A 14,139-nucleotide genomic window follows, 5' to 3' on the forward strand; every position below is an offset into this window, starting at 1 on the left:
AGGTCAGGCGTAGGAAGCGACCAGTTCGACCAGCGTTCGCGCGGCGAAACCGGTGGCTCCGGGCACGACGTCGGCGTAGGTCTTGTCGGCCCGCGCGGGCCCGGCGATGTCGAGATGCGCCCACGGCACGTCACCGACGAACTCCCGCAGGAACAGCGCCGCGACGATGCCGCCGGGGCCACCCGGCGCCTGCCGGACGTCGCCGAGCGAGCCCTGCACGGTCTCGGCGAGGTCCTCCAGCAGCGGCATCCGCCACCACGCCTCGCCGACCCGCTCGCCCGCCTTCGTGACCCGCTCCGCGAGCGCGTCGTCGGTGGCGAACACGCCGCCGGTGCGGACGCCGAGCGAAACCTTCATCGCACCGGTCAGCGTCGCCGCGTCGATCACGGCGTCCGGCTTGTGCTTCTTGATGCCGTAGACGAGCGCGTCGGCCAGCACCATGCGGCCCTCGGCATCGGTGTTGCCCACTTCGGTCGTCTTGCCGCCGTAGTGCCGGACGATGTCGCCGGGCCGGTACGACGAGCCGGACACGTGATTCTCCGCGGCGGGCACCAGCCCGGTCACCTTGACCGGCAGGCGCAGCGCGGCGATCGCGCGGACGGCGGCGATGATCGCCGCGCCACCCGCCATGTCGGTGCGCATGAGGTGCATGCCGTCGGCCGGTTTGATCGAGAGACCGCCGGTGTCGAAGGTGATGCCCTTGCCGACCAGCAGCAGATGCGTCGTCGCCCCTCGCGGCCGGTACTCCAGCTCGATCAGCCGGGGTGGCGCGGCCGAGCCGCCGCCGACGGCCAGGACGCCGCCGAAGCCCTGCTCCGCCAGCCACTTCTCGTCCCGTACGGAGACGGTCAGGTTCGGGATTCCACCCGCCACGCGGGCGGTGGTGTCGGCGAGCCAGGCCGGCGTCTTGACGTTCGAAGGCGCGTTCGCCAGATCGCGCACGAACGAGGCGGCCGCGGCGAGTTCCCGGACCCGCTCCAACGCCTTCTCGTACGCGGGCACGGCGCGCTCGTGGCGGGTCAGCAACCGCACCGTCCGCAGGCTCGGCTTCGGCTCCTCGGCCGTCACCGTGAACCGGTAGCCGCCAAGCAGCAGACCGAACGCCAGTTCCTCGACGTGCTCGGCACCGGCGTCTTCGGGCAATTCGACGGCGAAGGCGCGGAACGCCTTCTGCCCCGCCTTGACGTCCTCGTCCAGCGTCGCCGAGACGGCGCGGACCAGCGCGGCACCGGCCTTGCGGTAGTGGCGCGGTTCGCCGTCGCCGACGCCTGCCAGCCAGCGGGTGCCGCCGGTCGGCACGGTCTGCACGTCACCGGCCTTGCCGGTGGGCCGCACGCCCTCGATCTCGTCGAGGCCGCCGTCACCGTCCTCTTCGGACGGCGCCGCGATCAGCGTGGCCAGCGGCGTACCGCGCCGCGGGTCGGCCGAGACCTCGAGTTCGAGCAGCTTCCCCGGAACGGGGGGTAGCGGGTTACGCACAGTGAGCGACCTCCGGGCGCAGATGAACCGCGACCCCGGCCTCCGAAGGGAGACCGGGGTGCGAGTGGTTGAACGTAGGTGCGGTCCGGCTCAGCCGGTGACCTCCTGCAAGGCAGCGCCGAGATCCTTCGCTTCTTCCGCGGAGAGTTCGACGACGAGGCGCCCACCACCCTCGAGTGGTACGCGCATCACGAGGCCCCGCCCCTCCTTAGTCACTTCGAGGGGACCATCTCCGGTCCGGGGCTTCATGGCCGCCATAGCGTGCTCCCTCCGTCTCAACCGGCGCGCCCGGGTCGCGCTCGTCAAAGCCAGCCGGGTCTACTGTCCATTGTCCCTCATCAGCGGCCGAGCGCGAACGCGGACCGATCTTTTGCCGCCGTATCGGTGCTGGTATGCGGCTCGCGAGGCTGAAAGACTTCCCCCAGACCGCAGTTTCGCCGACTAGGAGATCCCGTGACCACATCCGACGTTCTGCTGACCGCCGACGCCGATGGCGTGCGCACCTTCACGCTGAACCGGCCGCAGGCGTACAACTCGCTGACCGTCGAACTCAAGGAACTGCTGCTGGCGGGGCTGACCGAGGCCGCGGCCGACGACAGCGTCCGCGCGGTCGTGCTGACCGGTTCCGGCAAGGCGTTCTGCGCCGGGCAGGATCTGAAGGAGCACGTCGGACTGCTGCAAGCGGGTGATCCGGCGCCGCTACACACGGTCAAGGAGCACTACAACCCGATCGTCAAGACGATCGTGGGGATGCCGAAGCCGGTGATCGCGGCGGTGAACGGGCCCGCGGCGGGCGCGGGCGCGGCCTTCGCCTACGCGAGTGACCTCCGGATCGCGGCCACGTCGGCGAACTTCCTGATGGCGTTCGCGAATGTCGGCCTCGGCCCGGACTCGGGCGCGTCCTGGACGCTGCAGCGGCTGATCGGCCTCGGCCGCGCGGCCGAGCTGATGCTGCTGGCGCGCACGGTCGACTCGGCCGAGGCGCTGACGCTGGGCCTGGTCGGCGAGGTCGTCCCGGACGAGGAACTGGCGGCTCGCGCGCAGAAGGTCGCCGCGAAGCTCGCGGCGGGCCCGACGGTCGCGTACGCGAAGATCAAGAGCGTCCTGTCGGTGGCCGCCGAGTCGTCCCTCGAAGCCGCGCTGGCCGCCGAGGACGAGGCCCAGACCGCGCTCGGCGCGACGGCCGATCACACCGAGGCCGTCGAGGCGTTCGTGGGCAAGCGCAAGCCGGACTTCCAGGGCAAGTAGCCGTTCGCGACGTGCAATGAATCTTTTTCATCGGGCGGTTCCGAGGGAGCGGGGTCGTTGGGTGGCGAGTACCTTGACCGAGCCCTGTGCCGCGTAGGCTCTCTTCCCCAGTACATGATGGCCCCCTTCCTTGCGCCTGGCGCAAGGAAGGGGGCCATCATGTACTTCACCCGCGTGAGGGTGCCGGAGCGTGGTGGCCCGGGGTGAGGCTTGAGCAGGTCGACTCGGTGACGATGTGGGAATCGGGACAGTGAGTGGCCCAATTCCCACATCGTCGCGAGGTTGCTCCGGATCGGGACCTTGGTCACGCCACTGAGGGACCCGTGACACGCGCTCTGAACCTCAGGAGGAAAAGGTGCTTTTGGGATCGAGTACCGAGCCGCCACGGCTAACATCCTGACGTGCTCCCGACGCCGCCCCACCTCAAGGCGAAAGCCGCGGAACACGACCTCGGCGACTGCCTTCGTCGCTACCGCCGTCGACCAGGGGTGGTCGGTACCTTCTTCGCCTTCGCGCCACTCGCGGGCGCTCTCGCGCTCGGGATCCGCGAAGGTGACCTGACGGGAGCACTGGCCATAGTGCTGTTCGTGTGGCCGCCGCTCTTCCTGTGGTGGTGCGCCTCGACGCGGAAACGTCTCGACGGCGGCCTCTACGTCTTCACCGGCGGTTTCGCGGAGGTCTACGGACGCAAGGTCCCGCACGCGATCACATGGGCCGAAGTCCGCTCCGTGCGTTACAAGAGCACCGAGTACTGGTTCAGCTACGTCGTCCCCATCGCGTACGCCGCGCGATGCACCATCGAACTGCGCGACGGTGGCGTGATCGAGCTCGACGGCACCTACCGACCGCTCCAACGGCTGGCCGAAGACCTCCACGCCCGAGCTGAGCTGAGCTAGCCCTTCGCCCGGAAGCAGTCCTTCACGTGGTCGTCGACCATCCCGGTCGCCTGCATCAGCGCGTAACACGTCGTCGGCCCCAGGAAGACGAAGCCGCGCTTCTTGAGTTCCTTCGCCAGCGCCTTCGACTCGTCCGTGATCGCCGGAACGTCCGCCATCGTGCGCGGCCGGACATGCGACTCAGGCGCGAATGACCACAGCAGGTCGTCCAGCGAACCGTCCAGCTGCTCGATCGCCCGGGCGTTGTTGATCGCCGCCAGGATCTTCGCCCGGTTCCGGACGATCGACGCGTCTTCCATGAGCCGTGCAACGTCGTCGTCGGTGAAGGCCGCGACCTTCTCCGGCTTGAACTGCTTGAACGCCTTCCGGAACGACTCCCGCTTCCGCAGGATCGTGATCCACGAGAGCCCGGACTGGAACGACTCCAGGCACAGGCGCTCGTACAACTCCTCGTCACCGTGGAGTTCGATGCCCCATTCGGTGTCGTGGTACTCGACGTAGTCCGGGGCGGAGTTACCCCACGAACACCGCTTGACCCCGTCCGAACCCAGCAGACCCGCCTCAGCCAACCCGGTACCCCTCCGCGTATTTCGCGAACCTTCGCAGGCTCAGCCGCAATCCCAGCTCGAAGCCCGGTTTCGCGACCGGCCAGCCGAGCCGCCCGACGACGCCGAACGGCGGCCGCAGATGCTCCGCCCAGACGAAGGTCGACGAATGCGGCCCCTTCTCGATCACCTGGAAGACCCCGGTGCCCTGCACGATCTTGCCGAGATGCCGCACGACGCAGCGCAGCGGCGGTTCCCAGCTGGTGATCTCCATGGTGTCGGTGAACCCGATCCCCGCGACGCCGGTGAAGGCCGACAGCTTCGAGCCGACACTGCGCCCGTTGCCCTCGACGACCTTGACCTCGGTGCCGAGCATCCACTCGCCTTGGCGCTCCCAATCGGTCAGCGCGAGCCAAGCCGTCCCGGCCGGTACCGCGACATCGACGGAGACGACGACGTCGGTCACCTGGCGCCCTCGCGCTCGGCCTCCAGCTCCGCCACCCTGGCGCGCAATTCGTCGATCTCGACGCCGAGCCGCCGCATCACCCAGTCCACTTCGGACATCTTGTACCCGCGCAGCACCAGCTGGTAGCGGACGGCGTTGACGTCCTCGGCGGTGATGTCCTCGGCGGGCAGCCTGGTCGGCGAGCTGCCGGGCGGCAGCGGGGCCAGTTCCTCACCCCGGCCGAACACCACGGCGGCCAGCAGAAACACCACTGCGGCCACCAGCAGCATGACTACGAGGTAGATCAGGGCGGTCGTCACGCGACGATCGTGGCACACGAACGCCACGATCGTCTCGCCAGCAAGGCGAGTCGCACGCTGAGCACCACCCAGACGACCATCAGGATCGCGCACGGCACGGACAGGAACAGCCGCGACGCGTCGATGAACCCGGTGGCGAATACCAGCAGTGCCACCGAAAGCAGGTTCAGCCCGACGGCCTCGCCGATCAGCACGCCGGCGGTCCGGACCAGCCGGACGCCGTCCATCCGCCGCGAGAGCCAGCGCATGCAGACGAGCGCGAAAAGGCCCAGCACCGGGACGAGGAACACCGAACCGTGGGTGAACTGGACGATGTACTTGTACCAAGCCGGTGTCGGCGTCGCGAACTGCGACCAGTCACCGAAGGTCCACTTGCGGGCGAAGTCCCAGGCGAGCTGCATCAACGGCACGCCGAGGATCAGTTTCCAGAGCGTGCGGGTGCCGCTGTGCATCCCGAGTTCGGCCTGGTAGCCCTGCGCGATCAGGTGCACCGGCCCGAAATCGTCGACGGCCCGCCGCTGCGCTTCGTGGTCGCTCCACCCGCCCTCACGGTAGGCGTCGGCGGCGTCGTTGAGCCCGTCCCGCGCTTCGCGCAGCAGATCCCGCTTCGCCGACGCCGGGCCGTCGAGCCGCGTGCGCAGGTCACCGAGATAGGCCTCGATCACAGTCATGCCGTAGTGCTCCCGAAACTCCGCGCGGTCAGGCCGCGATCGCCATTTCCAGCCGCCGGTGGCGGCGCGCGGCGACCGTGAGCCGCATGCTGAACAAGATCCACGCCCCCGACAGGACCGCGCACGGCACGCTGATGATCAGCCGGGTGGGCTCCAGCAGCCCGGTCGCGCCGCTGTACATCGCGAGTGCGAGCAGGTTCAGCCCCAAGGCCCCGGCCACGGACAACGAGACCGGCCGCGCCGTCGCCGGACCGTCCGCGCGCCGGGAGAGCAGCCGCGCGACGAGCACGCCGGCGATCGCGACCGCCGGGGACAGCGCCGCCAGCGTGTCGGCCGCGCCGATCGCGCGAAGGTACCAGGCAGGTGTCGACCCCGCGTACCGCGACCACTCGTCGGAACTCAGCGTCCGCGCGAGGTCCCAGGCGAAGATGAACACCGGGACACCGACGATCAGCTCCCACAGCACCCGAATGTCGCGGCGAAGCCCCAGCTCGGCCTGGTAGGCGCGGGCGATCAGGTCGACCGGGCCGAAATCGGCGACGGCCCGTCTTTCGGCTTCCGCCTCCTCCGCTCCACCTTCGCGGTACGCCTCGGCCGCGTCGTGCAGACCGTCCCTCGCCTCCGTGAGCAGATCGGCCTTGGCCCTCGCCGGCCCGTTCAACCGTCTGTCCAGCTCCGAGAGGTAAGGCTCGATCGCGCTCATGCCGTGCTCCCCCCGAGGACACCACCTATGACAGAGGTGAACTCCTGCCACTCCACCCGTTCCGCGGCGAGCGCCTTCTGCCCGGAACGGGTCAGCTTGTACGTACGACGTTTGCGACCGGACACCACGTCCCACTCGCTGGCGAGGAATCCGGCGCGCTCCAACCGGCGCAGCGCCGGATAAACCGTCCCCGTAGGCAGGTCGAGCGCACCGTCGCTGCGCAGCTGGAGCGCCTCGATGATGGCGTATCCGTGCAGCTTCCGGCCGTCGAGGACGGCGAGGAGCAACGCGTCGAGGTGCCCGCGCAGACTGTCGGCCTTCATAGATAGACAGTCTACACATTGTCGATCATCGCCGGTACCGGGGTTCTGCCCGGAAGCACCTCAGGGAATGTCCCCTAGATCACCCCGATTTCATAGATTTAGTGACTACATGTAGGCAGCCTACGTATACAGTGCCTCGGCATGGACGCACTCCCGATCGCGAGACTCCAGTTCGCGACGACGACCTCGTTCCACTTCCTGTTCGTGCTGCTCACGCTGGGGCTCGTGACACTTGTCGCGGTGATGCAGACACGCTCCGTACTCGGCGGCAAACCCGAGTTGATGCGGATGACACGGTTCTGGGGCAAGCTTTACGTGATCAATTACGCGCTGGGAATCGTCACCGGAATCGTGATGGAATTCCAGTTCGGGTTGACCTGGACCGGGTTGTCCACGGTCGCGGGCGACGTCTTCGGCGCACCGCTGGCCATCGAGACATTGGTGGCGTTCTTCGCCGAATCGACCTTCCTCGGCCTGTGGATCTTCGGCTGGGGGCGGCTGAACAAAGGCGTCCACCTCGCGCTGATCTGGCTGATCACGCTGACCGCGTACGCCTCGGCGCTGTTCATCATGATGGCCAACTCGTTCCTGCAGAATCCGGTCGGGACGCACGCCGAGAACGGGGTGCTGAAACTCGACGATTTCGGCGCGCTGTTCACCAACCCGGCGCTGGTGACGTCGTTGCCGCACGTCCTGAGCGCGGCGCTGATGACCGGTGGCTTCTTCGTGGTCGGCGTCAGCGCGTACCACTTCATCAAGCGCACCAAGGAGATCGAATTCTTCCGGCGTTCGATGCGGATCGGCGTGCTGACCTCGCTGGTCGGCAGCACGACGGTGATCGGCTTCGGCTTCGCGCAGTTCGGGCCGCTCGCCGACTACCATCCCGGCAAGCTCGAAGGAGCGGATCCGCTCGTCGCCGCCCCACTGGGGTTCATGATCCAGATCGGGTTCCTCGCCTTCCTGGCCTCGATTCTCGGCACGCTGCTGCTGTACCGGAACTGGATCACCAAGGTGCGGCCCCTGCTGTACCTCATGGTGCTGGCCATCCCGCTTCCGTTCATCGCGGCCATCTTCGGTTGGCTGGTGCGGGAGTTCGGCCGTCAGCCTTGGCTGATTCGCGGGCACCTGACCACCGCCGACGCCGTCGCGGCGATTCCCCCGGGTCAGCTCCTGTTCTCCTTCATCGCTTTCACGGTGCTGTTCGCGGTACTCACGATCGCCGACTGGGTGCTGATGTCACGGGTGGCCAAACGCGGCCCGGAACCCGAAGACGAGACGACAGCGCCTCGCGCCGAACTTCCCGTCCTGAGTGGAGTCTGACCCATGGTGATCCTGTGGTGGTGTGTGCTCGGTTTCCTGACCGCGGGCTATTTCGCGCTGGCCGGCTACGACTACGGCGTCGGGATGCTGCTCGGCAGGCTCAGCCGTGGCGAGGGCGAACGGCGGCGGGTGCTCGGCGCGTTCGGCCCGTTCTTCCTGGCCAACGAGGTCTGGCTGGTGGCCGCGGTCGGCGTCCTGTTCGGCGCTTTCCCGCAGCTGGAAGGAAAAGTGTTCTCCGGGGCGTACGTGCCGGTCGTCACCCTGCTGCTCGGGCTCGTCACGTTCACCGCGGCGGTGCAGTTGCGCAGCAGGCGGCCGGACGCCGGACGCGGCACCTGGACACTGGCGATCACCGTCGGCGCCTGGGTGACGGCGGTGTCCTGGGGCGTGTTCCTCGGCAATCTCGTCCTTGGGCTCCCGCTCGACGCGGCCGGGCTGCCGATCGGCGGTGTTCTCGCCGCGTTCGAACCGTACGCGCTGCTGTGGGGAGCCGGTTTCGTCGCGCTGTTCGCCCTGCAGGGGGCGGCTTTCCTCGCTGTCCGGGCCCCGTCCGAGTTCACCGCACGTACGAACCGGACGGCCAAGGCGTTGCTCGCGCCCGTGTTCGCGTTCCTGGTCGTGGCGGTCGGCTGGGGCGCCTTCGAGACCACCGCGTCGTGGACCGTGCTGCCCGCGATCGTGCTGGCGCTCGGCGCGTTGGGGGTCGCGTTCGCCGCACTGCGCGCTGGAAGGCACAAGACGGCGCTGGTCGCCACGATGACCCTGTCGGCGTCGCCGGTGCTGGCCGTCGGGACACTGCGCTTGCCGGACGTCCTGATGTCCTCAGTGGACGGAGGGTATTCGCTGAGCCTGACCGAAGCGGCCAGCAGCCCGGAGATGCTCGGTCTGCTCAGCTTCGTCCTGCCGCCCGCCTTGGTGGTGATCGCCGCCGTCCAATGGGTGACCTGGCGACGGAACGGCGACCGGGTCGACCAGCGCTCGCTGCTGCACTTCTAGGAGCTTGCGATGCTTCCCCTTCCCGGACTGCGACGCCATTTCGGCGTGCTGGCCGTCCTCGGCACGCTGACCGCCGTGGTGATCCTCGTCCAGGCGGACGGCCTCGCGACCCTGCTCACCGGCGGCGGGGTGACCTGGACGCTCGCGGCCGCCATCGCGGTCCGCGTGCTGCTCGCGGGCGTCCAAGGTTCCGTCGGCGGCCGGTTCGCGGCGACGGTCAAAGCCGGCCTCCGCAAGCGGCTTCTCGGTGCGGAAGCGGAGAATCCCGGCGAGGTCGCGACCCTGGTGACAAAGGGGATCGACGCCGGTGACGCGTACCTGACGGGGTATCTGCCGACGCTGGTGCTCTCGGCGATCGTGCCGGTCGCGGTGCTCGTCCGGCTGTTCACGGCGGATCTGGCGTCGGCGCTGATCATCACCGCGACCCTGCCGTTGATCCCGGTGTTCGCGATTCTGGTCGGCCAGCACACAAAGGCCAAGACAGCCAAGCAGTGGCGGCTGCTTTCCAAGCTGGGCGGGCATTTCCTCGACGTCGTACGCGGGCTCGGCACGCTCAAGGTGTTCGGACGGGCCGAGGCGCAGGCGAAGACGGTGCGGGCGATGGCCGACGCGCATACGGACGCGACGATGCGTACGCTGCGGGTCGCGTTCCTGTCCGCGCTGGTACTGGAGCTGGTGGCGACCCTGTCGGTGGCGCTGGTCGCGGTGCCGATCGGTTTCCGGTTGCTGGAAGGCGGAATGGTCGTGCACACCGCGGTACTGGTGCTGTTACTCGCTCCCGAGGCCTACCTGCCGTTGCGGGCGGCCGGGGCGAAGTTCCACGCCAGCGCGGAGGGACTCGCGACCCTGCGGGCGGCACTCGCCGTCCGATCGGCGGAGGTCGTCCGAGGTGCGCAGGTTTCCCGACGCGGCGCGCCGAAGATCGTGCTGGAGAAGGTCAGCGTGACGTACGGCGACCACGTCGCACTGTCCGAAGTGGACATGACGATCGAGGCGGGTGAGCGGGTCGCGCTCGTCGGCCCCAGCGGTTCCGGGAAGAGCACACTGCTGGCGGTGCTGCTGGGGTTCGTCACGCCGACGTCCGGCCGGGTTCTGATCGACGGCGTCGATCTGCGGGAACTGGATCCGGGGCCGTGGCGGGCGGGGACGGCGTGGGTACCGCAGCGGCCGACGTTGTTCGCGGGCACCGTCGAGGAGAACATCGCCATGGGCCAGGTGCCGGACGTCCAGGCGGCGGCCCGTGCGGCGGCGTTCGACGAGGTCGTGCGCGGCCTGCCGGACGGCTACCGGACGCGGATCGGGGAACTGGGCGCGCCGCTTTCGGCGGGACAGCGGCAACGGCTCGGCCTCGCGCGGGCGCTCGCCCGTACCGCAGCGGGGCTGGTGCTGCTCGACGAGCCGACCGCGCGGCTCGACGCGGAGACCGAAGCCGCCGTGCTCGGCGCGACCCGTGAACTGCTCGCCGGCCGGACGGCGGTACTCGTGGCCCACCGGCCCGCGATGGCCGGGCTCGCCGGCCGGGTGCTCGAAGTCCGTGACGGCACCGTGAGAGAACGGGAACTGGCGTGAACGTCTGGGCAGTGACCCCAAAGGATGTCGTCCGGCTGGTCCGCGCCGGGCTGATCGCGTCCGGCGCCGAACTGGCCGGGCTCGCGTTGATGGCCACCGCCGCGTGGCTGCTGCTGAAGGCGGCCGAGCAGCCGCCGCTGGCGTCGCTGACCGTGGCGATCGTCACCGTCCGGACACTGGCGTTGCTGCGCGGCGGCCTGCGATACGCCGAACGGCTCGCCGGACACGAAGTCGTCCTGCGCTACCTCGGCGCGTTGCGGACCCGGGTGTACACCTCCTTGCTGCCGCACCGCGTTTCCCGGCACTCCGGCGGCGACCTGGTGACCCGGCTCGTGTCCGATGTGGACGCGGTGCAGGACGCCATCCTCCGCTGCCTCCTGCCCGCCGGGGTTGCCGCGTTCGTCGGCTTGGCCTCGACCACGGTCGCGCTGATCGCCAGTCCGGCGGCCGGACTGGCCTTGGCGCTCGGCCTCGCCGTCGCGGGCGTCGCGCTGCCGTGGCTGTGCGTGCGGATTACCGGCGCAGCGGCGGAGAAGAGCGCGCCAGCACGGGCCGACCTCGCCGAACGGGCGGTCGAGCTGATCACCGGCCGACGCGAGCTGGTCGCGTACGGCGTCCACGAGTCCACTGTGGACGCGGCACACATCGCCGTCGACGCGCTCGCCGCGCGTGAGCGGGCCACGGTGAACCGGACCAGCCTGCTCTCCGCCGCCGGGATGCTGGTCCAGCTGCTGACCTGCGTCACGATCGCCCTGACCGCCGGGGTTTCGACCCCGCTGACGGCGGCACTGGCGCTGGGCGCGCTGACCGTGTTCGAGCTGGTCCTGCCCCTGACCGCGGCCGCCCAACGCTGGGTCGAGGTCCAGGCTTCGGCAAAGCGAGTGCGCGCCTTGTTGGCCGAACCCGCTCCCGCGCGCGGAACCTCGGCGCCCGAACCGGGACACCTGCGGCTCGAAGGCGTCGGTGTGCGGTTCCCGGGCCGGGTTCCGGCGCTGGAAGAGGTCGACCTCGACCTTCCGCCGGGCAAGCGCGTCGGGATCCTGGGGCCGAGCGGCGCGGGGAAGACGACGGTGTTGAACGTGCTGCTCGGCTTCGTGGCGCCGACCTCCGGAACGGTCGTCCTGAACGGGAAACCGCTCGACGAGTACGACCCCGCGCTGCTGCCGTCGGTGGTTTCGGGCGCGCTCGCGGACGCGCACGTCTTCGCCACGACGGTCCGGGAGAACCTGCTGCTCGCGAAGCCGGGCGCCGCGGACGCCGAGCTGCTCGAAGCCTGCGCGACGGCGGGTTTCGACCTGCCGCTGGACCGCGAGGTCGGCTCGGACGGTGACGCTCTGTCGGGCGGGCAGCGCCAGCGGCTCGTGCTCGCCAGGGTGGTACTCGCCGCGCCACCGATCCTGGTGCTGGACGAGCCCGTCGAGGGGCTGGGCCCGGAACACGGCGACGCCGTCCTGGCCGACGTTCTCGCGGCCGCGCGCGGCACCGTCGTCCTCGTGACCCACCGGGAAGCGCACGTCGCGGGCTTCGATGAGGTGCTACGACTCGGCTAAGCCGCGCACGTCCCGCATCGGTGGCCGGTCGCTGATCGACACCTCGGCGACCTCCGGCAGCCAATCGCCGGATACTTGCACGAACTGGGTGAGCTGAGCCGGATCGTCGGACTTGATGCCGCAACGCGCCAGCGCCGTCCCGAGGATCTGCCGCGCCATCACACCCAACTGAAGCAGCGAACGGTTGCGATGCTTGCGTACACCGAGGTTGACCTGCGCGAGCCCTTCGAGGCCGTAGCGCGCTTCGGCGTCGAGGATGAGCCCGATCTCGACGCCGTACCCGGCCGCGAAAGGCACCGACTCGAGGAACTCGCGCGTCGCGGCGTACTCGCCGCCGAGAGGCTGGATGAGCCCGGCCAGCGACGGGCGCAGCGCCGACAGGACCGGTCGCGCCAGCAACTCGGTCACCCGGCCGCCACCGCTGCTCTCCAGACGCAACGGTCGGCGGTAGAAACCCTTGACCAGATGGACGCCGTCCTCGCAGAGCAACGGGCCGAGCAACGTCGGCACGAACGCCGGATCCGGGTCCACGAGGTCGGAGTCGAGGAACACGACGACGTCACCGGTCGTCGCGGCCAGCGACCGCCACAGCACCTCACCCTTGCCCGGCACCGGCGGCAGCTCGGGCAGCACGTCCTCGCGGCGCACCACCCGCGCGCCGGCGCGTGCGGCGAGCTCGGCGGTGGCGTCCGTGGAGCCGGAGTCCATGACGATCAGCTCGTCGACGACCGTGCCCAGCAGAGGCCGGACCGTGCCGACGACCTCGGAGACGGTGTCCTCTTCGTCGAGTGCCGGTAGCACGACCGAAACCGTCCGGTCACCCTTCGCGGCGACGATGTCGTCGAGCGTCCAATCGGGGTTCTGCCACGTACGCCGCTCGAACCAACTCATGAGTAGTGATCGTGCCATGCTGGAGTCCGACACCCTGTCGATGGAGGAACCTTGCTACCGCTACTCGTCCGATTCGTGCTGGGCCCGCTGGTCAGGGCGCTGTACCGCCCCGACATCCGCGGCGTGGAGAACATTCCCGCCAAGGGCCCGGTGCTGCTGGCACCCAATCACCGGGCGGCGCTGGACACCGGCGTGATCACTTTCACGGCGAGGCGGCAGGTCAAGTTCCTCGGCAAGGCGGAGTACTTCGCCGGCCGCGGGCTCAAGGGCAAACTGATGGCGGGTTTCCTGGGCGGCCTCGGCTATGTCCCGGTCGAACGCGGCAACGCCCAAGCCGGTCTCGCCGCGCTGGAGGCGGCGCGGAAGGTGCTCGACGCGGGCGGCGCGTTCGCGATCTACCCCGAGGGCACCCGCTCGCTGGACGGCCGGCTGCACCGCGGCCACACCGGCGTCGCGGCGCTGGCGCTGGCGACCGGCGCGAAGGTCGTCCCCGTCGCGCTCTCCGGCACCGAACACCTGCAGCCCGCCGGGAAGCGCATCCCGCGCCGGGCGAAGATCACCGTCACCTACGGCTCGCCTTTGGACTTCTCCCGGTACGAGGGGCAGGACTCGTCGCCGGCGATCCGTCGCTCGGTGACCGACGAGATCATGTACTCGATCCTGGAGCTTTCGGGGCAGGAGTACGTCGACTCGTACCATAAACGCCCTGGTCAGAGCGCTGCCTGAGCGGTGGGCGGTAGCAAAGGTCCCTTGCTCCCCCGCTGCTCGGGCTCCCTGCCTCGCCGCTTGCGCCGCTCCCTCGCCGCTGCAATGAAAGGTCCCTTCCTTGCAAATTTTGCAAGGAAGGGACCTTTCATTGCACGCGCGAGTGGGACTCAGGGGACTTTTGGCGCATTTCGGGCGTGGCCGGTTTGGGTGAAGTGCCGGTCACCTCAACGCATCCCAGATGCACCAGCAGCACGCGTGAAGGCGGCCTTCGCGCCAGCCCAAGTACATGAAGGCCCCCTTCACAGCGCCAGGCGCAATGAAGGGGGCCTTCATGTACCGAAGCAACGCCACCAGGAGCCCGCCCACCCGGTCGTGGGGGGGGGGTTTTTTGTGGAACCGAAACCCCCACCCCTCACCCCAACGCCAACAACAACCCACCACCCCCCCCCCGCGATTCGGGAAGAAATCACCCGTA

16 protein-coding genes are annotated in these 14,139 nt (G+C 69.3%); 7 read left to right on the forward strand and 9 right to left on the reverse strand.

Annotated elements, in window-relative coordinates; translation table 11 throughout:
• Window positions 1–3: 3 nt before the first annotated feature.
• Both ACZ54P_RS21335 and ACZ54P_RS21340 read right to left on the reverse strand, forming a co-directional pair.
• Window positions 4–1,479, reverse strand: coding sequence for a leucyl aminopeptidase family protein (locus ACZ54P_RS21335; RefSeq protein ID WP_465463291.1), 1,476 nt, complete (start codon window positions 1,477–1,479; stop codon window positions 4–6).
• 90 nt (window positions 1,480–1,569) lie between these two features.
• Window positions 1,570–1,737, reverse strand: coding sequence for a DUF3117 domain-containing protein (locus tag ACZ54P_RS21340; RefSeq protein WP_005155393.1), 168 nt, complete (start codon window positions 1,735–1,737; stop codon window positions 1,570–1,572).
• Window positions 1,738–1,932: 195 nt separating this feature from the next.
• Between ACZ54P_RS21340 and ACZ54P_RS21345 the strand changes: the two genes are divergently transcribed.
• The gene (locus ACZ54P_RS21345; protein WP_465463292.1) at window positions 1,933–2,727 is read left to right on the forward strand and encodes an enoyl-CoA hydratase-related protein; all 795 of its coding nucleotides are present in this window, start codon (window positions 1,933–1,935) and stop codon (window positions 2,725–2,727) included.
• A gap of 401 nt (window positions 2,728–3,128) precedes the next feature.
• Entirely contained in the window at window positions 3,129–3,623 is a 495-nt protein-coding gene (locus ACZ54P_RS21350; protein ID WP_465463293.1) for a hypothetical protein, read from the forward strand.
• On the opposite strand, the gene ACZ54P_RS21355 is transcribed toward ACZ54P_RS21350, so the two are convergent.
• The 6 genes from ACZ54P_RS21355 to ACZ54P_RS21380 are packed head-to-tail and all read right to left on the reverse strand — an operon-like array spanning window position 3,620 to window position 6,630.
• Window positions 3,620–4,192 (reverse strand): DNA-3-methyladenine glycosylase I, encoded by a 573-nt coding sequence (locus tag ACZ54P_RS21355; protein WP_465463294.1) that lies wholly within the window; start codon window positions 4,190–4,192, stop codon window positions 3,620–3,622. The two genes, ACZ54P_RS21350 and ACZ54P_RS21355, sit on opposite strands and share 4 nt — an antisense overlap.
• Window positions 4,185–4,634: an SRPBCC family protein gene (locus ACZ54P_RS21360; protein WP_465463295.1), complete on the reverse strand. Its 450-nt coding sequence runs from the start codon at window positions 4,632–4,634 to the stop codon at window positions 4,185–4,187. The genes ACZ54P_RS21355 and ACZ54P_RS21360 overlap by 8 nt, the downstream gene beginning before the upstream one ends.
• A complete protein-coding gene (locus ACZ54P_RS21365) occupies window positions 4,631–4,933 on the reverse strand; it encodes a DivIVA domain-containing protein (protein ID WP_465463296.1) in 303 nt (100 codons plus the stop codon). The genes ACZ54P_RS21360 and ACZ54P_RS21365 overlap by 4 nt, the downstream gene beginning before the upstream one ends.
• Complete coding sequence (locus ACZ54P_RS21370) at window positions 4,930–5,604, reverse strand: permease prefix domain 1-containing protein (protein ID WP_465463297.1); 675 nt, start codon at window positions 5,602–5,604, stop codon at window positions 4,930–4,932. Before ACZ54P_RS21370 ends, ACZ54P_RS21365 begins: the two co-directional genes overlap by 4 nt.
• A gap of 28 nt (window positions 5,605–5,632) precedes the next feature.
• Window positions 5,633–6,307 (reverse strand): permease prefix domain 1-containing protein, encoded by a 675-nt coding sequence (locus ACZ54P_RS21375; protein WP_465463298.1) that lies wholly within the window; start codon window positions 6,305–6,307, stop codon window positions 5,633–5,635.
• A complete protein-coding gene (locus ACZ54P_RS21380) occupies window positions 6,304–6,630 on the reverse strand; it encodes a helix-turn-helix transcriptional regulator (RefSeq protein WP_465463299.1) in 327 nt (108 codons plus the stop codon). The genes ACZ54P_RS21375 and ACZ54P_RS21380 overlap by 4 nt, the downstream gene beginning before the upstream one ends.
• A 141-nt stretch (window positions 6,631–6,771) precedes the next feature.
• On the opposite strand from ACZ54P_RS21380, the gene ACZ54P_RS21385 reads away from it, so the two are divergent.
• The 4 genes from ACZ54P_RS21385 to cydC are packed head-to-tail and all read left to right on the forward strand — an operon-like array spanning window position 6,772 to window position 12,065.
• Window positions 6,772–7,950, forward strand: a complete 1,179-nt coding sequence (locus ACZ54P_RS21385) for a cytochrome ubiquinol oxidase subunit I (protein WP_465463300.1) — start codon at window positions 6,772–6,774, stop codon at window positions 7,948–7,950.
• A gap of 3 nt (window positions 7,951–7,953) precedes the next feature.
• Window positions 7,954–8,946 (forward strand): cytochrome d ubiquinol oxidase subunit II, encoded by a 993-nt coding sequence (locus ACZ54P_RS21390; protein WP_465463301.1) that lies wholly within the window; start codon window positions 7,954–7,956, stop codon window positions 8,944–8,946.
• Window positions 8,947–8,955: 9 nt separating this feature from the next.
• Entirely contained in the window at window positions 8,956–10,515 is a 1,560-nt protein-coding gene (gene cydD / locus ACZ54P_RS21395) for a thiol reductant ABC exporter subunit CydD (protein ID WP_465463302.1), read from the forward strand.
• 11 nt (window positions 10,516–10,526) lie between these two features.
• Complete coding sequence (cydC, locus tag ACZ54P_RS21400; RefSeq protein WP_465463303.1) at window positions 10,527–12,065, forward strand: thiol reductant ABC exporter subunit CydC; 1,539 nt, start codon at window positions 10,527–10,529, stop codon at window positions 12,063–12,065.
• Here the strand turns inward: cydC and ACZ54P_RS21405 are convergent.
• Complete coding sequence (locus ACZ54P_RS21405; RefSeq protein WP_465463304.1) at window positions 12,051–12,956, reverse strand: glucosyl-3-phosphoglycerate synthase; 906 nt, start codon at window positions 12,954–12,956, stop codon at window positions 12,051–12,053. The two genes, cydC and ACZ54P_RS21405, sit on opposite strands and share 15 nt — an antisense overlap.
• Before the next feature lie 51 nt (window positions 12,957–13,007).
• Here ACZ54P_RS21405 and ACZ54P_RS21410 point away from each other — a divergent pair, with 51 nt between their 5' ends.
• Window positions 13,008–13,682, forward strand: a complete 675-nt coding sequence (locus tag ACZ54P_RS21410; protein WP_465463305.1) for a lysophospholipid acyltransferase family protein — start codon at window positions 13,008–13,010, stop codon at window positions 13,680–13,682.
• The last annotated feature ends 457 nt before the right edge of the window (window positions 13,683–14,139 follow it).

The organism is Amycolatopsis sp. NPDC034160 (assembly GCF_055575355.1).

Coding starts and splice junctions, on each gene's coding strand:
- ACZ54P_RS21340 (WP_005155393.1), bottom strand. CDS start 1,737: ATGGCGGCCATGAAGCCCCGGACCGGAGATGGTCCCCTCGAAGTGACT.
- ACZ54P_RS21370 (WP_465463297.1), bottom strand. CDS start 5,604: ATGACTGTGATCGAGGCCTATCTCGGTGACCTGCGCACGCGGCTCGAC.
- ACZ54P_RS21375 (WP_465463298.1), bottom strand. CDS start 6,307: ATGAGCGCGATCGAGCCTTACCTCTCGGAGCTGGACAGACGGTTGAAC.
- ACZ54P_RS21380 (WP_465463299.1), bottom strand. CDS start 6,630: ATGAAGGCCGACAGTCTGCGCGGGCACCTCGACGCGTTGCTCCTCGCC.
- ACZ54P_RS21385 (WP_465463300.1), top strand. CDS start 6,772: ATGGACGCACTCCCGATCGCGAGACTCCAGTTCGCGACGACGACCTCG.
- ACZ54P_RS21390 (WP_465463301.1), top strand. CDS start 7,954: ATGGTGATCCTGTGGTGGTGTGTGCTCGGTTTCCTGACCGCGGGCTAT.
- cydD (WP_465463302.1), top strand. CDS start 8,956: ATGCTTCCCCTTCCCGGACTGCGACGCCATTTCGGCGTGCTGGCCGTC.
- ACZ54P_RS21405 (WP_465463304.1), bottom strand. CDS start 12,956: ATGAGTTGGTTCGAGCGGCGTACGTGGCAGAACCCCGATTGGACGCTC.